Source organism: Fructobacillus sp. ESL1129 (assembly GCF_058507945.1).
Window position 1 is genome coordinate 204,364 of sequence record NZ_CP196668.1, and the last position, 20,606, is coordinate 224,969.

A 20,606-nucleotide genomic window follows, 5' to 3' on the forward strand; every position below is an offset into this window, starting at 1 on the left:
TTTTTTAGTCCAGCTTTTCAATACAAAAACAGGCTAGGGGAACCTAGCCTGTTGTACATACTAAGAAATAAAGGAGCTGCTTGTGAATAATACGGAATTTTATGATCGACTCGGCGTTTCAAAGGACGCTAGCCAAGACGAAATCAAAAAGGCTTACCGAAAATTATCCAAGAAGTACCACCCCGATTTGAACCATGAGCCTGGGGCTGAGGATAAGTATAAGGAAGTTCAAGAGGCTTGGGAAACCTTAGGTGACCCACAAAAGCGTCAGCAATATGATCAATTTGGTTCAGCTGGGGCTAACGGGCAAGGTGGCTTTGGCGGCTTCGGTGGCGCACAAGGTGGTTTCGGCGGTGACTTCTCCGACTTGGGCGATATTTTCTCGCAAATGTTCGGTGGTGGTTTCCAGCAGGATCCAAATGCGCCGCGCAAGGGCCGTGACTTGCAGTACCGGATGCACTTGACTTTTGAAGAGGCTATTTTTGGTACCGAAAAGCACGTGAAGTACACGCAATCCCAAGGGGATGCTAAGCAACACGAAGTTAAGGTTAAGGTGCCGGCTGGAGTTGAAACCGGCCAGCAGATGCGTTTAGCAGGTCAGGGTGAAGCCGGTGTAAACGGTGGTCCTCATGGGGACCTCTTCGTGGTCTTCACAGTTGGCGCTTCAAAGGAAGGCTTCGAACGTGATGGGGCTGATATCTACGTTCAACAGGATATCGACTTCTTGACAGCCACGCTGGGTGCAGAGATTCCGGTGAAGACGGTCCACGGTGATGTGAAGTTGAAGGTGCCTGCTGGTACCCAAAACGGTCGCCGCTTCCGTTTGGCCGGTAAGGGAGCACCGCGCCTCCACGGCTCAGGCTTTGGAAGTGAGTTCGTGATTATCAACGTTGTTGTGCCAACGAAGTTGAATAAGGGACAAAAGATTGCCCTTGAAGAATTTGCCAAGGCTTCTGGTAAGTCAGCGGCGAAAAAGGGCATGTTTAAGTAAACATTATGAATAAAAGCAGGTCGAGTGTTTTACTCGGCCTGCTTTTTTAAACTTGATTTGCTGGATTGCTTGTATTACTTGACTTCTGGGGCTCCTTTCCAAACGGCGATTTCGCCCGTGCCACTCTTATTGTCAATATAGTCGGCAACGTTCTTTGATTGGTAGGCTTTGACGAATTTTTTGATGGCCTGACTGTTCTTTTTAGCCTTCGTCGTGGCAATGATGTTGATGCCATCATGTTGGCTCTTATCGATTGGACGAACATAGATAGCAGACTTGATGGATCGACCAGAACCAACAATGAAGCTTGGGTCAACAGAGGCTAAGTCAACTTCAGGTAGCACCCGAACGAGTTGATCAGTGCCAACTTCTTTGAATTGTAAGTTCTTAGGGTTGTCGGTAATATCTTTCAAAGTCGGATCCTTCACACCGTCAGCGATTTTAATCAGACCGGCTGCTTGAAGAAGGAGCAGTGTTCGTCCTTGTGTAATCTTTGAATTTGAAATGGCGACAGTACCACCATTTGGAATTTCACTCAGTTTCTTGTGCTTGTCAGAATAAAGACGACCGGCAACGATGATGGTTTCCCCAACTGGGACGATGTCCGATTTATGTGTCTTATTCCAGTCGTTTAAGAAAATGTAGTGCTGAAAGGCGTTCACGTCGATGTCTCCGGAGGTCAATGCGGCGTTAGGCTGCGTGTAGTCGGTGAAGGTTTTGATTTTAAGATTCAAACCTTCTTTCTTTGCATTGGCTTTAATGATTTTCCATTGTTCATCCGTTCGCTTATCGCCAGCCATAATTCCAACGGTTAGGGTTTCTTCCTTAGCGCTAGCTTCATGACGACCGAAGCTGAAGTAGCCAATCCCGAGCAAAATAATAAGGGCGATGACCCATTTAAGTGATTTTTTCATGTTTTCTCTCCATTTTATGATTATTCGTTCAATTGGTTGTGAACCAATTTGGCGGGTCTTTAACGGAACGGGCTGTTCGTATATTCATTTTGTTTTCTCCTTTGCGGCATAAAAAAAGTCCCGTAGTCAAAAGACTACGGGACGATTGGATCGCGTTACCACCCTGGTTTTGTCTAACATCACTGGTAGACACTCAACAAGTACGTCAATAAAGAGATACTCTAACGCGGTAACGGGCGCACCCGAAGTTGGCTAATTGCGGACAACTCACCAACTTATTGAACTCCGAGACCATTTTCGTCTTCTAAGCATGTCGGACTTTCACCAAAATATCCGCTCTCTAATGCATGCCGCTGAAAATTACTTATCTCATCAACGTATCTGATGTCTAAAACAATACCTAGTGAATCATTTTTTGTCAATAGTTTTTATCATTTTCTTTTAATATTTTTCATAAATCAATCAAAAAAGGACTCGCAAGAGTCCTTTTTTATTAAACATACTTTGTTTCATCATCAACGTGCCATGGGTCAGTCTTATCGATGTGATCGTAATATAACTTGCCATGGAGGTGATCAATTTCGTGCTGGAAGACAATCGCGGGGTAATTGCGCAGGGTAATTTCCTTTGTTTCGCCACTTTCATCTTGGTAGCGAACCTTGATTTTCTTCGAACGGGGGACAAAGCCGGGTACGTCTTGGTCAACTGACAGGCATCCCTCACCCGTTTCAAGGGCGGTCCGGCCAACCGTTTCTGAAATAATCACGGGGTTGAAGATAACACCCTTGAAATAGGGCTGTTCGTCTTCTTCAGCGGGATCTTCAGAAGGGATTAAAATAGCGCTCATTTGAAGTGATTCACCAACTTGATTGGCTGCTAGTCCAACGCCTGGACGAAGCCCGTAGGGTTCGTTTTTTTCGGGGTCTTGTGAGACAACTAAGTAGGTCATCATGTCCTTTGCCAACTGACGGTGTTTGTCAGAAAGCGGGAAGGGTACTTTTTCGGCTGTTTTCCGCAGGACCGGATCGCCATCCTTTGTAATTTTGTCCATTGTAAAGCGGATTGTCATGGGCATCGCCACCTTTCTTTTCGTACTTTCCAGTATAGCAAAAAATCAGGAGATTGTGGATGGTCTTCTCTTTGACTTTTTAATGCTCAATTCCTAGCAATCAGGGGGTTTCCTTGTTAAACTAAAGAGGTAAAAGTCGAGTAAATGGGAGGCCAATATGGCAGATAACTATCAGTTACCAATTGACGGCAATTGGGATGTCCAAGACATGGTTGCCGTGTCGAACCTAGTTGATGCTGTTTTACAAGTGTATGAGGGCGGCTGTGATCGAAACCTGCTCTTGGAAAACCACCGACAATTTTGCGAGGTGATTCCTTCCAAATCAGAACAGAAGAAGTTTGACCGTGATTTTGAAGAGCAGACTGGTCGTTCCATTTATCAGACAATGAAGCTAACCAAAGACGGCAATAGCCGGGTGATTGTCCGTGATTAAGTTAAGTGATAAAAACCAATTAATCAAATTGGATGAACAGGTCTCTTCCTGGATGAAACGCTTAGCCCAACAAACGAAGGAAGAACGGCAAAAACAGGCACCGGATGTTTCGTATAAAAATGGCGACCGGAGAAACCTAGTGACGGACTTGGACCGGGCCAATCAACGAGTCTTGATTGAAAAGGTTCAAAGCCTGGATCCCGAGGCTCGTTTCGTCTGTGAAGAGGCTGGTGAAAGACGGGCAACCACGATGGCCGGGCAGGTCTGGTTCATCGATCCAATTGACGGGACCTTGAACTTTGTCTTGGAGGACCGTGACTACGCCATCATGATGGCTTTATATCAGGATGGGGAACCGGTTCTAGGCTGGATTTGTGATGTCCCCGCTGGCCGACTTTTTCACGGGGGAAAGCAAACGGGTGTCTACATGGATAATCAGGCCCTGTCAGTGGTGAAGGACCAATCACTGAGGGATGCCGTTGTCATCGTTTCAGGACGGCGATTGGTTGTGGGGGAGAAGCCCTATGGCGAAATGGCTTTACAAGCCCGTGCCGTTCGCGTGATTGGTTCCGCCGGCATTTCGTTTACCAGACTGTTTACTGGCTCAGCGCAGGCTTATTTATCGAAACTATCGCCCTGGGATTTAGCAGCGGGTCGGGCACTGGCAGAAGGGTTGGGTTATATAGTAAAAAACCTTGACGGAAGCCTTCCAAATATGCTATTATCAAACTCAGTATTAATCGCTACAAACGAGATTCATCGCGAAATCAGCAAGATGGCAAAAGACTAGGGGATTTCCTCCTAGTCTTTCTTGTGAGTAGCTAAGTAAAAGGAGCACAAGAAATTGGCAAAACTTCGCGAAGATATTCGTAACATCGCTATCATCGCCCACGTCGATCACGGAAAGACGACGTTGGTGAACGAATTGTTGAAGCAGTCCGACACAATGGACGCCCGTAAGGAAGCATCCTTGGGCGACCGTGCCATGGACACGAACGACATTGAAAAGGAACGTGGAATCACGATCCTGTCAAAGAACACGGCTGTCCGTGTTGGCGACAAGCAAATTAACATTTTGGACACCCCAGGTCACGCCGATTTTGGTGGAGAAGTTGAACGTATCATGGGAATGGTTGACGGTGTTCTCTTGGTTGTCGACGCCTTTGAAGGAACGATGCCTCAGACTCGTTTCGTTTTGAAGAAGGCCTTCGAACAACACTTGACACCAATCGTTATCGTGAACAAGGTGGACCGTCCCGGTGCCCGTCCGGCAGAAGTTGTCGACGAAGTCTTGGACTTGTTCATCGAATTGGGTGCCGACGAAGACGACTTGGACTTCCCAGTGATTTTTGCTTCTGCCATGAACGGAACGACGTCATTGGATCCTGAAGTTGACACGCAAGAACACACGATGAAGCCAATCTTTGACACGGTCTTCGAAACGATTCCTGCTCCAGTGGACAACTCAGACGAACCATTGCAGTTCCAAGTTGCCATGTTGGACTATAACGACTTCGTTGGTCGTATCGGTATCGGCCGTGTTAAGCGTGGAATCATTAAGGTTGGTGACAACGTAACGGTCATGAAGTTGGACGGCACGACGCAAGACTTCCGTGTTACGAAGTTGGCTGGGTTCATTGGTTTGGACCAGGTTGACATCCAAGAAGCCAAGGCCGGTGACTTGATCGCCGTTTCTGGTATGGAAGACATCAACGTTGGTGAAACGGTTGTTGATCCTGCTCATCCTGAAGCATTGCCTTTGCTTCGTATTGATGAACCAACGTTGCAAATGACTTTCCGTCAAAACGACAGCCCCTTTGCTGGTCGTGAAGGAAAGTTCGTGACGGCTCGTCAAATTGAAGATCGTTTGCACCGCGAATTGCACACGGATGTGTCATTGCGTGTTGAAGACATGCCAACTGCCGGAACATGGCTTGTTTCTGGTCGTGGTGAATTGCACTTGTCAATCTTGATTGAAAACATGCGTCGTGAAGGCTTCGAATTGCAAGCCTCACGTCCACAAGTTATCTTCCGTGACATCGATGGTGTGAAGTCTGAACCATACGAATCCGTTCAAATCGATACACCTGATGAATATGCTTCATCAGTTATTGACTCTTTGAACCAACGTAAGGGTGAAATGCAAAACATGGAATCCGTTGGGAACGGCCAGACTCGTTTGACTTACATGGCCCCATCACGTGGTTTGATTGGTTATTCAACGGAATTCATGACGGCAACGCACGGTTATGGAATCTACAACCACACCTATGCAGAATACCGTCCAATGGTTAAGAACTGGGCGCCAGGTCGTCGTAACGGTGCCTTGGTTTCAATCAACCAGGGACAAACTACCAACTACGCCATCATGGGTGTGGAAGACCGTGGTCAAATGTTCGTCGGTGCTGGTGTTGACGTGTATGAAGGTATGGTTGTGGGTATGAACGCCCGTGATAACGATATCTCAGTTAACGTTACGAAGATGAAGCCACAGTCTAACGTTCGTTCATCGAACAAGGATCAAACGGCTTCAATCAAGACGCCACGCGAAATGAACTTGGAAGCTTCTCTGGAATTCTTGAACGACGATGAATACGTTGAAGTAACGCCAGAAAACGTTCGTATCCGTAAGGCTATCTTGAACACTGGTGAGCGTGAAAAGGCTGCTAAGCGCAAGAATAAGTAATTAAATTTAAACCTTGTCTGCCCGCTTTTACTTATGGTAAAATTCTAGGGCGGACTTATGGAGATATGGCACAATCTGGTACTGCAGCGGACTCGAAATCCGTCGAGCCGTCGTATGGCGGTGTGCGGGTTCAAATCCCGCTATCTCCTTTAGAATAATCAAGAGAGGGTAAGAGGGGTTAAAAATCCCGGTCTTATCCTCTTTTTGTTTTTTACGATGTCTATGGAAAGCAAGAGAAAGCAAGCAAAAAGGCAGAAAAAAGGCAGATAAAAAAATAGGTGTCCTACTGATAGGGACGGCCTTTGTGCCGTCTCTTTTGTTTTGAAAAGGAAGAAAAAAGACAGATAAACAGCAATTACCCATATCTGGGGTACTAAATCGGTACTTTAGCAACTAAAAGGCGTATTCTTTGCCAGTTATGGCAAAATGCTAAGCATCCTCCAGGGTGGTCAAAATTGCCCGGAAGTGGTCAAGTTCTCCAGATTTAGAAAATATGTCCAACCTAAAAAGCGTTGCAACGTTGCAGAAAGTGTAGCAGAAAACGTTGCAACCTTTTTAGATCCAAATAAAAAAGACCGGTTGACCAAAGGTTTACCAGTCTAGAAAGTTGTACGGTAGCTTCAACAACGTAAGTACATAAAAATAACTCATATAAGACCCGTAGAGGTCTTTTTTGTATTGAGTATAAAATCACTCGAAAACGAAAAACAATCCCCACATAGGCTAAAAGAGTGTTATATAAAAGAGTGTTATATAAAAGAGTATTACTATATAGGAGGGGATGGCCTTAATTTTTATGTTCTTCTTTCATCGCTTGAACTTGCTTATCGAAATCAGACACGATCTTTTGGGTAGGATTAAAAGCTATATATTCTTTGCTGGCTTTATCTTTTGCCCGTTTCATTGAAACAGTACCATTACCCTCAAGCACCTTATAATCACGAAACTCTAAAAACTTATCAATACTATTTGCTAAATCGCTCATAGTAAAAGCATTACCTCGTTCTATCCTATCCTCAAGGTAATCAAAATATCCAGTTACATTACGCTCAAGCTGGCGTATCTGATCTTCTTTTAGGTAATTCTTAGCTATAGAGGTGTCGCTCTTTAATATACGGCCATCAGGACTATTCTTCCATGTTTGTAAACCCATATTAGGCTGATTATGGTCTGCGTGGTTATAGACAATCTCGGCCGCTGTGCTACCAGTTATGGCGTAATGAAACTTATTTTGAACTGTTGCATAAAAATACTTACTCTCTTCACTGTGTGGATCATAGTCGGTACTTATTTCAGCAAAGATGTCTGTAACCTGTTGCCATATACGTCTTTCACTGGCACGTATTGACCTAACACGCTCAAGAAGTTCTTTGAAGTAGTCCTTGGTAAATAGTCGTTCGCCTTGTTTAAGTCTCTCATCGTCCATGGCAAAGCCCTTTATCATGTACTCTTTGAGCACGGACGTAGCCCATTGACGAAAACGGGTCGCTTTTTGGGAGTTCACACGGTAACCAACGGAGATAATAGCATCTAGGTTATAGTAAGTTACCTTGTGGGTTTGCTCCTTTCCAGATATAGCCCCATGTTGAGTGGTATTTTCCATTTTGGAAACAACCACTTCTCTTTGAAGTTCATCACTGTCAAAAATATTAGTAAGATGTTTGCTGATAGCAGGAACCCCAACTCCAAATAAATCAGCCATTGCCTTTTGAGTGGCCCACACGGTTTCATCTCTTACAATTACATCAACGCTTTGGCCGTCGTTATCAGCTTTATATATTAAAAATTGTAGTTCTGGACTTGGCATGTTCACTCCTGTAGTTTGGTGCTTCGATTTTCAATTAGGTGAGTTAATTCGTCTAATTGTAATTAGCTTTTAGTTTATGAACAAAAGACCTCAACTCTGAGTTCTGTGGCCTTATTTTTTATAATTCTTTTCTTCGTTCTTCGATTAAGCTGGTTAGTTCGTCCAGGTCGTCAGCAGTCGCTAACTTCCGGATAAAAGAACGTGAATAAGTACGATACGAAAGGTACTTCTTGTGCTCTTTATTCTTTTCAGCCCAACGCTTGTTAGCTTCGTTCTGTGTAGTGGTGGAACTTTCGTGTGTTGCTGGGCATCCTAGCTTTTTCTCTGTCATGTCATGCTTCTTATTAAATAAACAATGCGATAACTGCAACAATGAGTGCAAGCACGCTGATTCCTAGCGTTGTGTAATTGTATTTTGTTTCTTTATCATTCTTAGTTGTCATTTTATTACTTCCTTCTTCACTACACGACTGTAAAAAGCGTGTGTCAACGTATCAACAGCCCATGCGATTAATACAAATTCTAATGTATTTAATAATATATTTCCGGTAAACCATTTCTCATAGACAAACAGCCAGATTACAAGCCCTAATGTTATTGAAGACAATAAATCCTGTAAAAATTCTTTTTTCTCTCTTTTTGTTGTTCGCTTGATCTCGATTATTGTGTGTGATCCGTTTTTGCCAGTGTATTCTTTTTTCATTGTTGTATCTTTCTGTTAGTGAATAATTACAAGCCTTATAGAGGCCGGTTTATTTTGCTAATGGGCAACCTTACTATAAAACACTACAGGTATTCCCATGAATCCTAAAAAGCAAATAAGAAAATAATAGTAATTTATTTTTCGGGTATGTCCCTGTCAGTATAGTTTGTGTTATATTCCCATTTTGCAACTTCCTCAACTTCTTCTTTTTCTTTTTGATAACCATTCGCAATAGAGTTAAAAACTTCTGAAAATTGGCTTATTGTGTTTTCTTTTAACTCCTTTGAATTATCCGAAAAAGCGTCCTGTAACATACTCATTACTGACGCCATCTTTTGAACGTCTTCCTGATTTAATAAGTGCATTAACTCAACAAGCTCAGATATATAACGACGCTCTTGGGTACTGAAATAGTCGTGATCAATTCCCTTTTTTAATGTATCAACAGCGTCATCAGCTCTATCAAAATCAGACAAGTCACTTTCTACTGTCACTTCTTCTAAAGCTAGCCATGCGTTCTTTTTAGCGGTTTCATTTTCGGCATTTTTGAAAGCTTTTTTCATCTCTTTAAAGCTTATCTCTTCAAAACCTTGTAAATACCATACTGGAACATTGAAAAAATTAGCTAGTTTTTCCCATGTAGCAAGTTTCGGTTCGCGTTTACCATTTTCGTAATTTGAAATAGTGGCATCACTAATTTTATCAAAGTAGCCTTTTTTAACGAGAGCATCAGCTAGGCCACTCATTGAATAGTTATTTTCTTTTCTTAATTTTGCTAGTCGGTTCATGGGCAGGCTCCCGTTTGTCCTTGTAACTAAATAAAACAATATTATAGCACTAACAAAATGTAAAGAAATACTTGAATTAACAAAATGTAAGTGATATATTTTGTTAGTGTACTTACAAAACGTTAGTAAAAAGGGGCCAGCTAATGGTACAACATTTACAATACCTTACGCCAGATACACAAAAGGCAATTAGGCGAAAGCGTGGAGAGTTGGCGCTTACTAAAGCGAACTTATCTAAACAGTTAGGTGTTTCTCGTCCTATGCTAAACAGAATTGAAAGCCAAGCGAACGGGGTCGCTGTTCATATTGATATTTATAAGCGGCTATCTAATTGGCTTGTTGAACATGTATAGGAGGTATAGCAATGCTAGAAGAACAAAAAGCAAAAGCAGAGGCACGACAGTAAGACACAGAGTTAGCTGTTAAGTAACCAATGTGGATGAACCTAAAGGAGTCAGCTAAGTACTGTAATGTTGCTATTGGAACGTTTAAGCGTTATCTGGTAGCCACAGGGAAAGTAAAGCCGACAGTTACAGACTTTGGCAAGCGCTATAACAGAGCAGAAATCGACCAAGCTATTAAGGAATGGTACTAGAAGGGGGGAATACTTATGGAACTACTTGGAACTATTGCACGCTAGGAACACTAGTGTGCATCGGGTGCGGTGGCTACTTTCTAGGATACACAGTGACAGAAGAACAAGAGAAGCGTAAGGCTTAATGGAGGGACTGCACAGCATGAATAACAGAGAATACAGCATGGAAGTGCTTGCATCTATCCACTATTACCAAGATGAATTGCACAAGGTGGTAACCATCCTAGACGGGTCTAAACTGCCATGACGTGAACCCAATCATAAAGAACTATTACTTTCAATGCGACTAGCACAAAATAAAGTAACTAACATACTGACAGACTTGGCCACTGTAGAGGATATTACTAGAGACCACTTAGCTAAACATACAGAAGGGAGAGCAGTAAGAGGCTCTCAAGGCATAAAAAAAGAGTGTCCCTATACTCGCCAAAGTAAACAAGGAACACTCAAACAAAAAACAGCAAAATATCTTATTAGCTTGTTGAAACAGCCCAAGAGAGCCTTTTATATTGCTAATTTAACATGAAAGAACAACAAAACGACGATACTTTACTACTTCTTAGGGACAGCCTTGGCGAGATACATGGGCGTATGTGTATGTTTGCCGATTATATCGATCTATTAACTGATCGACTGGAAGAAGTCACTAAAAACGGGTGGCAAAAAAATATGATCCACAAGATTGAACAAGCTAATGGCGAGCTGACGGGAGAACTACAGGACATGGCTTATATATTGGATAACCCAGACGACCCACAACAGAAGAAACGAGGGGAAGAACATGCCGAGTAATAAAGTACTGTGTTCAAGCTATGAAGAAACTAAGAGGTCAAAAAAATCTTGCTGATACCATCAGCATGGACAATTTAGCAAAGGGTATTCACATATCAAAGTGCCAATGTCATCTTCAAGCTATCAAACGATTAAAGTAGCATCTGGTATACTTAGAGTGTTGGTCAGCTACTATGAAGCTAGCGAGTATAAACACACCTCTGACTTTGTATTTAATACGGATGGGCATTTTGTTCAGCAACACTTCCTAGAAAATGGATGGATGATGCTAAGAGGCGCTTTGATGTTGCCAAAGGCATAACACCACACGGCTTGCGACATACATGGGCTACTTTAGCACTGGAACGTGGTGCAACCGTCAAACGAGCCCAGACCTATTTGGGTCACGCTGATGCTTCAATTACTTTGGACATATACAGCGAAGTAACAAAAGAGGCCAGTGAAAAAACTGGAGATATCCTAGATGGAATTGCTCCAAAAATAGGATAAAAAGACAGAAAAAAGACAGATAAATGCCAAAAGGCTGATAAATCAACGTTATTCGGAGACCCGCTATCTCCTTTAGGATAGAAGAGGGTAGGTGGACGAAAGGTGCTACTTGTCCCCTTTTTCTTTACTGGTAAAATCAATCGAGAAAGGAATGGGAGTATATCGCAATGAAAAAATACTGGAAGATAATACTAGCCTTTATTGTTGTTCTTTACTGGAGTAGTCCGCAAATCGTCTATGCTAGCTTTGGCGGTGGTCATGGCGGAGGTGGCCACAGTGGTGGTTCGAGCTCAACACCAACTGGTAGTGGGGGTGGCCATTCGCGCTACAGCTATATTATCACTGTGGTTAGTATTTTCATTGCCATTCGAGCGATTAAGTGGCTGAACCATCTGGGTAACCGAAAGTTGGCCAAAGAAATCCAGTTTAACCAGTGTTACCGAAGTGATTTAACCGCTTTGTTTATTCGTTTTCAGCGTGCATGGTCAAATGGAAACCTTCAGCCAATTGAAGGTGAAATGACAGACTTCCTTTATGAAAAAAATCTGAAAATCCTGAAAGGTTATGGTGAAAAAGGGATTGAAGCCAGAACAACAGATGTCACGGTTCAAGGTCTTTATCCTGTTTCTAAATTAGGTAATTTACTAACCGTTGAATTCGTTGTGAAAGCGCGCGATTACTTTGTTAGTCACGAAAATCATCAGGTTGTTAACGAACTGGGCGCCAAACTCAGGTGGCAAAGAAAACCGGCGAAGGTTTCCTTTACGGAATCATGGGTGATTGATATTTCAGAGCCCGGTCACTATGTGGTGCGTTCTGTTGAACGAAAATAAGCCTTCTCGATTGATCAGTAATGCTGAGGACGTTGTTTTGATTGTCAATTGGTAACTGGCTTGCATTGTGATATAGCAAGAATATGGTTCGTTTTATGCAAAAAAGAGGATGAGTTAACCGCAGAACGGGTACTTATCCTCTTTTTATTTGTTAATGCCACAAAACTTTTTTCAAAAAAATTTCTGACTGATACCACTAGCTTGGCTTTTACTGTATGATAAACAAATGAGAGGAGACCGGAAATGAGCCAAGAATTTTCTTTTGCCTTTAAGAAGACCCTGCCGATTATGACGGGATTTTTGTTTTTGGGCCTAACTTATGGAATCTATATGAATCAATTGGGCTTCAATTTTCTCTTTCCCACGTTGATGGCGCTGACCATTTTTGGTGGTTCAATCGAGTTCGTGATTGCTAACGCACTCTTGAAGCCCTTTAATCCATGGTTGATTCTTTTTTTAACGTTGGTTATTAATTCGAGGCACCTCTTTTATGGTTTGTCCATGTTGGAAAAATACAAAGCGACCGGCTGGCGGAAGCTTTACCTGATCTTTGGAATGTGTGATGAGTCTTTTTCAATCAATTTTGCCACCAATGTCCCAAAGACGGTGGACAGACAGGGATTCTATTTTTACGTTACGCTACTCAATCATTTTTATTGGGTACTCGGTGCCTTTCTTGGTGGTATCTCTGGTTCTTTCATTACTTTTCGGATTAAAGGGATTGACTTTGTTTTGGTGGCCCTTTTTCTGGTTCTCTTCATCAGTCAGTACCAGGTCAAAGCAAACCGATTGGTTGCGCTACTTGGCGTCATGGTTGGCTTGTTCGCGCTTTTTGTTTTCGGCGCGCAATTCTTTTTACCCCTGGCTTTATTGCTGATGGTGATTATCTTATGGTTCGCCTACCGAAGGGAGAAACAACATGAGCTTAACGAATGAAATCATGACGATCAGCATTGCTGCCATTGCAACTTTTGCAACTCGTTTTCTGCCCTTTATCGTGTTTTCCGGTAAGAAAGAAACACCACCCTTTATTGTGTATCTTGGAGAACGTTTACCATCAGCGATTCTCGGTATTTTGGTCGTGTACTGTTATAAAAGTCAGTTGTTGCAGCCAAGCCAAGAAACGCTTTTTGCTCTAGTTGCAGGGACAATGACGATTGCTATCCAATTTTGGCGTAACAACATGCTGTTGTCGATTTTTGTTGGTACATTAATTTACGTGTTTTTTGGTTATATTTTCTAGGTGACTGTACAGTTAGTTAGCGTTGGTATTTGCCAACTTGTTAAACAGAATACTGAATTGTATTTAGCCATTAAACTGCTAAAATAGGGGTAAGGATTCAGAAATTCAGCAGCAAACCTGCCATTGATAAGGGGGATGTATGAAAATTCAAACACCATTTCAGGGGGCTTTACCGGATAAATATGGTAAGCAAGCACCAGAGAATTTCCGGATAGAAGGAATTCCTGCCTGTTCATTTCCGTTTGAACTAGCCGACTTGCCCAACGGAACGAAGGATTTGGCCATCACGTTTATCGATTATGATGCAGTTCCCGTGACCGGCTTTCCATTTATTCATTGGATTGCCACTGGTTTTGGTCCAGTTACGGTGGTACCGGAAGACATTAGTCAAACGAGTCAAACCCTTTTGCAGGGACAGAATAGCTTTGGTTCAAAGTTTTATCCGGATTATGGAAAAGATATCGTGGAACACTATGGTGGTCCGATGCCGCCTAACAAGGATCACGATTATACGTTAACCGTTTTTGCGCTGGATCGGCCACTAGAATTGGCTAACGGCTTTTATCTAAATGATTTACTCCGTGCCATGAATGGGCACGTCTTGGATCAGGCGCAGATTCAGGTGCTGGCGAAGGCCTAGTACTTAACTCAAACAAATCATAACCCTTGATAATGAATAGGAGATCGAAAATGATCGGTTTAATTGGTTTAGCATTGGTAATTATTGGAATCATCGTGTTGATTTTTGGAAGCACAGCGCCACTCTTGCGTCTCTACTTCGGTGACCGGTCGGTTATTTCACAATTGCTGTGGGGAACGTTTATTTTCGCCATTGGTGCCGTTGTCTTAATTTTCCAAGCCATCCAATAATCAAAATTAATTGGTTCTCTTTCCCGGTTTTTGCTGGTGAAGGGGAACTTTTTTAGTTAATTCGTTCAAAAGTCTTAACTTATGCCTTAGAAAGCGTACAATGAAATTAGAATTTAGCAGGAGGTCATGATGAAGAAAATTGATGGACACTTACACTTGGTTCGGACCATTGCTGGATTGAACGGGAAGGGCCGTTTAAACGCTCTGGGTGGCGGTAAAGCCATCTGGGATGATGGAACGGTCATTCAGTTGATTCCTCAGGGTTCTGGTGAGGACTCCTTTACTGCCGAAGCCGCTCTCCAACTTATGGATGGTGCGGATGTTGAAAAGGCCGTGTTACTCCAAGGTTCATTAAATGGGTACCAGAATTACTATAGCTACCAAATGGTAAAAAAGTACCCTGAACGTTTCATTGCGGCTTTTTCAGTTGATCCTTTTGCAGACAACGCCATGACCATTGTAAAACGCCAGGTGGAAGAACTGGGCTTTCGGGCCATTAAGTTTGAGATTTCGCAGGGGGGTGGCCTCCATGGCTATCACTCTGAAAAACCTTTCCGGCTTGATACCGATGCCAAAGTCGGGGAAATTTTCCACTATTTAGCCGATTACCCAGGTTTCACCGTCACTGTTGATTATGGTTCGTCCGACCAGGTCTCCTACCAGCCAGAGGCGATTGCCAACTTGGCTGCCCGTTATCCATTGATGGATTTCGTTGTCTGCCACTTGTCCTTCCCTTCAGTTGACCACCTAAACCGATTGAAAGCGGCATTGGAATTATTTAAGCCATTTTCAAATATTTATACGGATTTGTCCGCCATTCAAGACATTGTGGGGGAGCGCGACTTTCCATACCCAAATTGCCAGAAAGTGTTGAAGGTAGCCAAGGAAATCCTTGGAACCAAGCGCTTAATCTGGGGAACGGACTCACCTTGGTCAGCAACGTTCAATTCTTACGACGACTTGGCTAGCTGGTTGGCGGCGAGTGGTCGACTCACTGATGAAGAGCTGGCTGATGTCATGTACAATAATGCCGAACGTGTCTATTTTAAAAAGTCAGCAGTACAGGCGGCTGCCGAAGCAGATGACCCCGTCTTGCTGTTTGATGAAGCCCAGAGGGAGGACAAGTGATGTCAATTTTCGATGAAATTAAAGCAGACCCAATGAACAAAGCCTATACCGAGAAGGGCTGGGATCCTATTTTCAATGCGCCGAAAACGGCTAAGATTGTCATTATCGGTCAAGCCCCGGGCTTGAAAGTGCAGAATTCCGGTATTATGTGGAATGATGAATCGGGCGACCGCCTTCGCGAATGGTTGGGTGTTAGTAAGGAAGAATTTTATGATTCCGGTGATATTGGTGTCATTCCAATGGATTTTTACTACCCTGGTAAAGCCAAGTCAGGTGACATGCCCCCAAGAAAAGGGATTGCAGAAAAGTGGCACCCAGCATTACTGAAGCAAATGGCGGACCGACAACTAACCATTTTGGTTGGTTCCTATGCGCAACATTACTATCTGCACTTAAAGTCTTCGGCGAAGATTACCGATACGATTCGTAATTACGAAGAATACTGGCCAAAATATTTCCCAATCGTTCATCCGTCGCCACGTAACAACATCTGGTTGGCGCGCAACCCTTGGTATGAAAAAGACGTTGTGCCCGCCTTACAAAAGCGAGTTCGTGACATTCTTGGTCCACAAAAAACAACCGATTAAACCAAGTAAAAAGATGCCTTCTGACGAGAAGGCATCTTTTTTGTTCATAAAATGAGAAGGATGATCCAAGCGAATACAATCCCGAGGAATAAAAAGAGCAAGTTGTACTTTGTAAAGGAAAAGAAAAAATTACGGTGCAGTGGCGCTTCGGCGTTTGCCTTGATTTGACGGAAGGCCAAGAGATTAGCCAGTGAGGCAACGAGCGTTCCAAAGCCACCAACCGATACAGCCAGATAAAGGGCGGTGAAATGAGTGGTGATTGGGGCAAAGAGTGCCGCAGCAGGAACGTTGGAAATTAACTGACTCGATAGTACGCCGGCAAGTAAGACGTGAGTGGACGAACGACCAACATCGCTCAACCAGCTAGCGACGGCTGGCAAACGGATGAGGACGCTGACCAGCAAGAAGAAGTTGATGATGGAAAGCACCACACCGTAGTCAATTTCTTTAAAGGAGGCTGAATCATAGAAGAAAATCAGCAGACCAATCAGTACGACGGATTCAAGCAGGTTGCTTTGCGTAACCAGTGATAGCAGGATAATGATGCTTCCAAGACCCAGAAAGATTTTTTCAAAAGACGAGAAGGAGCGGAGGGTGCTGCTTTTTTGAATGGGTTTGATGGAAGTTTTAGGAATGGTTTGGCCCAAAAGTAGCATGGAAATCAATCCAAGCAAAAGGAGAAGAAAGGCCGGAACGGCCATCGCCAAAAAATTGAGTCGGTAATGGGCCAATAAATAGATGTTTTGTGGATTACCAATTGGTGACACAGAGGATCCAAGGTTGGCATAAATGGTAATTAGAACAGCGACTTTGATAACCGGCAGCGTGATTTTTTTAGCCAGGGCGAAGGTCAGGGGAAGGAAAGTCAAGATGGCGACGTCGTTGGTGACGACCATGGCGGAGAAGAAGGTGAGTAAAAAGATGGCTAGGATCAGGGAACGGGTTGTTTGGGCTTTTTGAATAAAGTAGTCAGCTAAAGCATCGATGAAGCCCAGTGACTGAAAAAGCGTGACGAGGCCGAGTAAGGCGGAGAGAGAAAGCACCGTTGGCCAAGAGATGCTGTTCCAAGAAACAAGACCGAATACACTAGCCAGCATGACCAGTATCGTTGTCACGATGAAAAGAGTATCGTGACGAAGTTTATGGATGATTTTCTGCATGTTTTGCCTCCCTGATAATCGAATAGAACGGCGTTTGAATACTTTCATTATAACGGAAGCAGGTTGCTATTGACATGCGTTGTTGAACTGCTAAAATGAAGATAACGAATAACCGATGAGTAGGGAAAGAGCGTTTATCCTCGAAGAAGAGACCTGACGGTTGCTGAGAGTCAGGCGAGGACGCGGTCAAGACACCTACACAGGCGCTGTTAACCCAGCCGTCTTCCCGCGTTAAGGGAGATTCAGCGTGTGCATGCACACGAAATTAAGGTGGTACCGCGCCCAAGCGCCCTTAGGAGATGTTGTCAAAGCAGCATTTCTTAGGGGCGCTTTTTTGGTTACTGGTTTGAAATTTGATGGAGGCGACGCAGAGGCGTCGATTAGCAGATATGGCAAAAGCGACTTTTCAAAAGCCTAAGGGAACGGCTGACCTATATGGTCAAAACGTTCTGGCATGGCAAAAAATTGAACAACAGGCACGGTTGATTTTCTCCCGCTATGGATACGGCGAGATTCGGACGCCCATCTTTGAATCTTTTGATCTTTTCTCACGTTCGGCAGGGGATACTTCTGACGTGGTGACGAAGGAAATGTATGACTTCTTTGATAAGGGTGACCGCCACATGGCACTGCGACCAGAGGGAACGGCCGGGGTGGTTCGTGCCTTTGTCGAAAACAAGCTCTTTGGTCCGGAACATGAAAAGCCTTATAAGACTTTTTACATGGGGCCGATGTTCCGTTATGAGCGGCCACAGGCGGGGCGTTTCCGCCAGTTCCACCAAATTGGAGTCGAAGCCTTTGGCTCAACGGAACCAAGCCTTGATGCCGAAGTGATTACAATGGTGGTTAAGTTCCTCGATTCACTTGGTTTGAAGGATTTAAAAGTCGCGTTGAACACCCTGGGTGACCAAGAATCGCGGGCTGCTTATCGACAGGCTTTGATTGATTATTTAAAGCCGCACGAAGCAGAACTGTCCAAGGATTCTCAGGTCCGTTTGGAAAAGAACCCGTTGCGTGTTTTGGATTCAAAGGACAAAAACGACCAGGTCATTGTCCAGGGGGCGCCGACAATCTTTGATTACCTTTCAGAGGAGTCAAAGGCACACTTTGAAGCGGTTAAGGGATTCTTGAATGACTTGGGCATCCAATACGAAATCGACCCGGCCATGGTTCGTGGTCTTGATTACTACAACAACACCATTTTCGAAGTCATGACGACCGACCCACACCTCAAAGGGGCTGCTACCATTGCCGGGGGTGGTCGTTACTCTGGTTTGGTTGAGGAATTTGGTGGACCCGAAACACCAGGGATTGGCTTTGGGCTCGGAGTGGAGCGTTTGATTGCGCTATTAACAGCACAAAACCAGTTGAACCTGGAAGAGAGCGGCCTGGACTTTTACTTGGCCCACATCGGGGATGCTAGTCAAGCACTGACGCTCGAATTGGCGACGAAGTTGCGTGACCTTGGCTTTTCGGCCGATTTGGACTTTGCCGGACGTTCCGTGAAGGCCCAGTTTAAGACGGCGAACCGTCGTCAGGCCCGCTTTGTCATCACGATTGGGGATGAGGAAGTGGCGACGAAGCAGGTCAAAGTCAAGGACATGGTTACCGGTAAACAGGCGGCCATGGACCTTTCCAAGATGGACGAACAAATTGAAGCCGTCATGGCTGAATTAGTGGCAGAGGAGGCAGAATAATGGAACGAACAACGTATGCAGGTTTAGTAGATGAAAAGTACATTGGCCAAACGGTTAAGTTGGCTGGTTGGGTACAGAAGCGCCGTAATTTTGGGGAATTGGTCTTCGTTGACTTGCGGGACCGTGAAGGAATTGTGCAGTTGACTTTTTCAGCTGACCAAGAATCCGCGCTTGAAATTGCCCAAAAAGTTCGTAATGAATACGTGATTGCCATCGAAGGGGAAGTGGTGGCCCGTGCCGAAGGACAACGCAATGAGAAAATTAAGTCCGGGGGTATCGAAGTTAAGGTTACGAAGGCTGAAATCTTGGCTGACTCCAAGACGCCAGTCTTTGATATTGAAGACAACGTGAACGCTGGAGAAGAATTGAAGCTACAGTACCGATACTTGGACCTGCGCCGTCCACAGATGCAACACAATCTGCGCGTACGTTCAAAGATTATGTCTTCAGCCTACCGCTTCATGGAAGAACACGGCTTTATCAACATTGAAACGCCATACTTGGCCAAGTCAACGCCGGAAGGGGCCCGTGATTACTTGGTTCCTTCACGTATCTATCCTGGTTCCTTCTATGCGTTGCCTCAGTCACCACAGCTCTTTAAGCAATTGTTAATGGGGGCCGGTTTTGACCGTTACTTCCAGATTGCCCGTTGTTTCCGTGATGAAGATTTGCGTGGTGATCGCCAGCCCGAATTTACCCAGCTCGATTTGGAGACTTCTTTCTTGAGTGCACCAGAAATTCAAGACTTGGTGGCTCACTGGGTGCAACAAATTATGAAGGATGTCGTCAACTACGACTTGAAGGTGGAAGATATCGAGCGGTTGACTTGGCAGGAGTCAATGGATCGTTTTGGAACGGATAAGCCGGACTTGCGGATTCCGTTTGAAATTAAGGACTTGTCAGACGTTGTTAAGGATTCCGACTTTGGCGTCTTTAAAAACGCCGTCAAGGACGGTGGCGTTGTCAAAGCGTTGGCCGTACCAGGGGCTGCCGATCATTACTCACGTAAGGAAATTGACAAGCTTGGTCAATACATCGAGCGTTTCGGTGCCAAGGGATTGGCCTGGTTGAAGGTTGAGGAAGAAGGGCTGAAGGGACCAATTGCTAAGTTCTTTGACGAAAAAGCGGCTTCCGAATTGATGGAAGCCACTGGTGCCAAAGTCGGTGACCTCATGCTCTTCGGTGCTGGTCGTGCTGATATCGTTGCCGCCTCACTCGATGCCTTGCGTCGTCTGACGGCGAAGGAACTGAACTTGATTGACCAAACGACACCATGGCGCTTTGCCTGGATTGTTGACTGGCCACTCTTCGAGTATTCCGAAGACTTTGACCGTTGGATTGCGGCCCACCACCCATTCACGATGCCAAACGAAGAGGACTTGCACTACTTGAACGAAGGCGAAGACCCACACAAGGCTCACGCACAGTCTTACGACTTGGTTTTGAATGGTTATGAATTGGGTTCCGGTTCTATCCGTATTCACCGAATGGATATTCAAGAGAAGATGTTGCGTGCCCTGGACTTTACACCAGAACAAGCACAGGAAGCCTTCGGCTTCTTGCTTGAAGCCATGGAATACGGCTTCCCACCAATGGGTGGAATCGCTCTTGGTTTGGACCGTTTGGCCATGCTCTTGGCTGGCCAGGACAACATTCGTGAGGTGATTGCCTTCCCTAAGAACTCGAAGGCCACGGAGCCAATGACGGAAGCACCAACACCCGTTGACGCTAAGCAGTTGGCTGAATTGGGATTGGAAACTGATCCAGAAGATACTAAGAAGTAAGTTTACTTATTAATTGATGCAAAAAAGTCGCTTTATA

The 20,606-nt window shown here is 44.4% G+C and carries 23 protein-coding genes, 1 tRNA gene and 1 other annotated feature; of the genes, 17 read left to right on the top strand and 7 right to left on the bottom strand.

What is annotated here, in order from left to right:
- Positions 1-82: 82 nt before the first annotated feature.
- Positions 83-991, top strand: coding sequence for a DnaJ C-terminal domain-containing protein (locus ACSYSL_RS01000; RefSeq protein WP_010692080.1), 909 nt, complete (start codon positions 83-85; stop codon positions 989-991).
- Positions 992-1,065: 74 nt separating this feature from the next.
- On the opposite strand, the gene ACSYSL_RS01005 is transcribed toward ACSYSL_RS01000, so the two are convergent.
- Positions 1,066-1,905 carry a MetQ/NlpA family ABC transporter substrate-binding protein gene (locus ACSYSL_RS01005; protein ID WP_010692081.1) on the bottom strand — a complete coding sequence of 280 codons (840 nt, stop codon included), beginning with the start codon at positions 1,903-1,905 and terminating at the stop codon, positions 1,066-1,068.
- 134 nt (positions 1,906-2,039) lie between these two features.
- Positions 2,040-2,290: a binding site (T-box leader), on the bottom strand.
- A gap of 108 nt (positions 2,291-2,398) precedes the next feature.
- Positions 2,399-2,974, bottom strand: coding sequence for a peptide deformylase (gene def / locus ACSYSL_RS01010; protein ID WP_491708751.1), 576 nt, complete (start codon positions 2,972-2,974; stop codon positions 2,399-2,401).
- A 157-nt stretch (positions 2,975-3,131) separates the two neighbouring features.
- Between def and ACSYSL_RS01015 the strand changes: the two genes are divergently transcribed.
- From ACSYSL_RS01015 to ACSYSL_RS01030, 4 genes are all read left to right on the top strand, one after another.
- Positions 3,132-3,407: a UPF0223 family protein gene (locus ACSYSL_RS01015; RefSeq protein WP_010692083.1), complete on the top strand. Its 276-nt coding sequence runs from the start codon at positions 3,132-3,134 to the stop codon at positions 3,405-3,407.
- On the top strand, positions 3,400-4,197 hold the full coding sequence (locus tag ACSYSL_RS01020; protein ID WP_491708752.1) for an inositol monophosphatase family protein: 798 nt from the start codon (positions 3,400-3,402) through the stop codon (positions 4,195-4,197). The genes ACSYSL_RS01015 and ACSYSL_RS01020 overlap by 8 nt, the downstream gene beginning before the upstream one ends.
- 54 nt (positions 4,198-4,251) lie before the next feature.
- A complete protein-coding gene (gene typA / locus ACSYSL_RS01025) occupies positions 4,252-6,093 on the top strand; it encodes a translational GTPase TypA (protein ID WP_491708753.1) in 1,842 nt (613 codons plus the stop codon).
- A 59-nt stretch (positions 6,094-6,152) separates the two neighbouring features.
- Positions 6,153-6,242: transfer RNA gene (locus ACSYSL_RS01030), tRNA-Ser, on the top strand.
- A gap of 638 nt (positions 6,243-6,880) precedes the next feature.
- On the opposite strand, the gene ACSYSL_RS01035 is transcribed toward ACSYSL_RS01030, so the two are convergent.
- The 4 genes from ACSYSL_RS01035 to ACSYSL_RS01050 form a co-directional block, all read right to left on the bottom strand.
- Positions 6,881-7,900: a virulence RhuM family protein gene (locus ACSYSL_RS01035; protein WP_491708754.1), complete on the bottom strand. Its 1,020-nt coding sequence runs from the start codon at positions 7,898-7,900 to the stop codon at positions 6,881-6,883.
- A gap of 118 nt (positions 7,901-8,018) precedes the next feature.
- Positions 8,019-8,231: a hypothetical protein gene (locus ACSYSL_RS01040; protein ID WP_491708755.1), complete on the bottom strand. Its 213-nt coding sequence runs from the start codon at positions 8,229-8,231 to the stop codon at positions 8,019-8,021.
- Between the two features lie 108 nt (positions 8,232-8,339).
- The gene (locus tag ACSYSL_RS01045) at positions 8,340-8,603 is read right to left on the bottom strand and encodes a hypothetical protein (RefSeq protein ID WP_491708756.1); all 264 of its coding nucleotides are present in this window, start codon (positions 8,601-8,603) and stop codon (positions 8,340-8,342) included.
- A 134-nt stretch (positions 8,604-8,737) separates the two neighbouring features.
- On the bottom strand, positions 8,738-9,391 hold the full coding sequence (locus ACSYSL_RS01050) for a helix-turn-helix domain-containing protein (protein WP_491708757.1): 654 nt from the start codon (positions 9,389-9,391) through the stop codon (positions 8,738-8,740).
- An 875-nt stretch (positions 9,392-10,266) separates the two neighbouring features.
- On the opposite strand from ACSYSL_RS01050, the gene ACSYSL_RS01055 reads away from it, so the two are divergent.
- From ACSYSL_RS01055 to ACSYSL_RS01100, 10 genes are all read left to right on the top strand, one after another.
- Positions 10,267-10,512 carry a hypothetical protein gene (locus tag ACSYSL_RS01055; RefSeq protein ID WP_491708758.1) on the top strand — a complete coding sequence of 82 codons (246 nt, stop codon included), beginning with the start codon at positions 10,267-10,269 and terminating at the stop codon, positions 10,510-10,512.
- Positions 10,509-10,778, top strand: a complete 270-nt coding sequence (locus ACSYSL_RS01060; protein ID WP_491708759.1) for a hypothetical protein — start codon at positions 10,509-10,511, stop codon at positions 10,776-10,778. Before ACSYSL_RS01055 ends, ACSYSL_RS01060 begins: the two co-directional genes overlap by 4 nt.
- Positions 10,779-11,036: 258 nt before the next feature.
- Entirely contained in the window at positions 11,037-11,267 is a 231-nt protein-coding gene (locus ACSYSL_RS01065; RefSeq protein WP_491708760.1) for a tyrosine-type recombinase/integrase, read from the top strand.
- Between the two features lie 167 nt (positions 11,268-11,434).
- A complete protein-coding gene (locus ACSYSL_RS01070) occupies positions 11,435-12,100 on the top strand; it encodes a hypothetical protein (RefSeq protein ID WP_491708761.1) in 666 nt (221 codons plus the stop codon).
- A 243-nt stretch (positions 12,101-12,343) separates the two neighbouring features.
- Positions 12,344-13,036, top strand: a complete 693-nt coding sequence (locus ACSYSL_RS01075; protein WP_010690932.1) for an AzlC family ABC transporter permease — start codon at positions 12,344-12,346, stop codon at positions 13,034-13,036.
- Complete coding sequence (locus ACSYSL_RS01080) at positions 13,020-13,343, top strand: branched-chain amino acid transporter permease (RefSeq protein WP_491708762.1); 324 nt, start codon at positions 13,020-13,022, stop codon at positions 13,341-13,343. Before ACSYSL_RS01075 ends, ACSYSL_RS01080 begins: the two co-directional genes overlap by 17 nt.
- 139 nt (positions 13,344-13,482) lie before the next feature.
- Positions 13,483-13,983, top strand: a complete 501-nt coding sequence (locus ACSYSL_RS01085) for a YbhB/YbcL family Raf kinase inhibitor-like protein (RefSeq protein WP_338342282.1) — start codon at positions 13,483-13,485, stop codon at positions 13,981-13,983.
- Between the two features lie 50 nt (positions 13,984-14,033).
- Positions 14,034-14,213, top strand: coding sequence for a hypothetical protein (locus ACSYSL_RS01090; RefSeq protein WP_010690928.1), 180 nt, complete (start codon positions 14,034-14,036; stop codon positions 14,211-14,213).
- A 129-nt stretch (positions 14,214-14,342) separates the two neighbouring features.
- Entirely contained in the window at positions 14,343-15,341 is a 999-nt protein-coding gene (locus tag ACSYSL_RS01095) for an amidohydrolase family protein (RefSeq protein WP_491708763.1), read from the top strand.
- On the top strand, positions 15,341-15,928 hold the full coding sequence (locus ACSYSL_RS01100) for a uracil-DNA glycosylase family protein (protein WP_010690926.1): 588 nt from the start codon (positions 15,341-15,343) through the stop codon (positions 15,926-15,928). The genes ACSYSL_RS01095 and ACSYSL_RS01100 overlap by 1 nt, the downstream gene beginning before the upstream one ends.
- Before the next feature lie 44 nt (positions 15,929-15,972).
- Here ACSYSL_RS01100 and ACSYSL_RS01105 read toward each other — a convergent pair whose 3' ends face one another.
- Complete coding sequence (locus ACSYSL_RS01105) at positions 15,973-17,088, bottom strand: SLC13 family permease (protein WP_491708764.1); 1,116 nt, start codon at positions 17,086-17,088, stop codon at positions 15,973-15,975.
- Positions 17,089-17,477: 389 nt separating this feature from the next.
- On the opposite strand from ACSYSL_RS01105, the gene hisS reads away from it, so the two are divergent.
- The gene (gene hisS / locus ACSYSL_RS01110) at positions 17,478-18,785 is read left to right on the top strand and encodes a histidine--tRNA ligase (protein WP_491708765.1); all 1,308 of its coding nucleotides are present in this window, start codon (positions 17,478-17,480) and stop codon (positions 18,783-18,785) included.
- Positions 18,785-20,569: an aspartate--tRNA ligase gene (gene aspS / locus ACSYSL_RS01115; RefSeq protein WP_491708766.1), complete on the top strand. Its 1,785-nt coding sequence runs from the start codon at positions 18,785-18,787 to the stop codon at positions 20,567-20,569. The genes hisS and aspS overlap by 1 nt, the downstream gene beginning before the upstream one ends.
- The last annotated feature ends 37 nt before the right edge of the window (positions 20,570-20,606 follow it).

Bases quoted from the DNA above. Each gene is read 5' to 3' on its own strand.
- ACSYSL_RS01005 (WP_010692081.1), bottom strand. From the start codon at position 1,905: ATGAAAAAATCACTTAAATGGGTCATCGCCCTTATTATTTTGCTCGGG.
- def (WP_491708751.1), bottom strand. From the start codon at position 2,974: ATGACAATCCGCTTTACAATGGACAAAATTACAAAGGATGGCGATCCG.
- ACSYSL_RS01015 (WP_010692083.1), top strand. From the start codon at position 3,132: ATGGCAGATAACTATCAGTTACCAATTGACGGCAATTGGGATGTCCAA.
- ACSYSL_RS01035 (WP_491708754.1), bottom strand. From the start codon at position 7,900: ATGCCAAGTCCAGAACTACAATTTTTAATATATAAAGCTGATAACGAC.
- ACSYSL_RS01040 (WP_491708755.1), bottom strand. From the start codon at position 8,231: ATGACAGAGAAAAAGCTAGGATGCCCAGCAACACACGAAAGTTCCACC.
- ACSYSL_RS01045 (WP_491708756.1), bottom strand. From the start codon at position 8,603: ATGAAAAAAGAATACACTGGCAAAAACGGATCACACACAATAATCGAG.
- ACSYSL_RS01050 (WP_491708757.1), bottom strand. From the start codon at position 9,391: ATGAACCGACTAGCAAAATTAAGAAAAGAAAATAACTATTCAATGAGT.
- ACSYSL_RS01055 (WP_491708758.1), top strand. From the start codon at position 10,267: ATGCGACTAGCACAAAATAAAGTAACTAACATACTGACAGACTTGGCC.
- ACSYSL_RS01060 (WP_491708759.1), top strand. From the start codon at position 10,509: ATGAAAGAACAACAAAACGACGATACTTTACTACTTCTTAGGGACAGC.
- ACSYSL_RS01065 (WP_491708760.1), top strand. From the start codon at position 11,037: ATGGATGATGCTAAGAGGCGCTTTGATGTTGCCAAAGGCATAACACCA.
- ACSYSL_RS01070 (WP_491708761.1), top strand. From the start codon at position 11,435: ATGAAAAAATACTGGAAGATAATACTAGCCTTTATTGTTGTTCTTTAC.
- ACSYSL_RS01075 (WP_010690932.1), top strand. From the start codon at position 12,344: ATGAGCCAAGAATTTTCTTTTGCCTTTAAGAAGACCCTGCCGATTATG.
- ACSYSL_RS01080 (WP_491708762.1), top strand. From the start codon at position 13,020: ATGAGCTTAACGAATGAAATCATGACGATCAGCATTGCTGCCATTGCA.
- ACSYSL_RS01085 (WP_338342282.1), top strand. From the start codon at position 13,483: ATGAAAATTCAAACACCATTTCAGGGGGCTTTACCGGATAAATATGGT.
- ACSYSL_RS01090 (WP_010690928.1), top strand. From the start codon at position 14,034: ATGATCGGTTTAATTGGTTTAGCATTGGTAATTATTGGAATCATCGTG.
- ACSYSL_RS01095 (WP_491708763.1), top strand. From the start codon at position 14,343: ATGAAGAAAATTGATGGACACTTACACTTGGTTCGGACCATTGCTGGA.
- ACSYSL_RS01100 (WP_010690926.1), top strand. From the start codon at position 15,341: ATGTCAATTTTCGATGAAATTAAAGCAGACCCAATGAACAAAGCCTAT.
- ACSYSL_RS01105 (WP_491708764.1), bottom strand. From the start codon at position 17,088: ATGCAGAAAATCATCCATAAACTTCGTCACGATACTCTTTTCATCGTG.
- hisS (WP_491708765.1), top strand. From the start codon at position 17,478: ATGGCAAAAGCGACTTTTCAAAAGCCTAAGGGAACGGCTGACCTATAT.
- aspS (WP_491708766.1), top strand. From the start codon at position 18,785: ATGGAACGAACAACGTATGCAGGTTTAGTAGATGAAAAGTACATTGGC.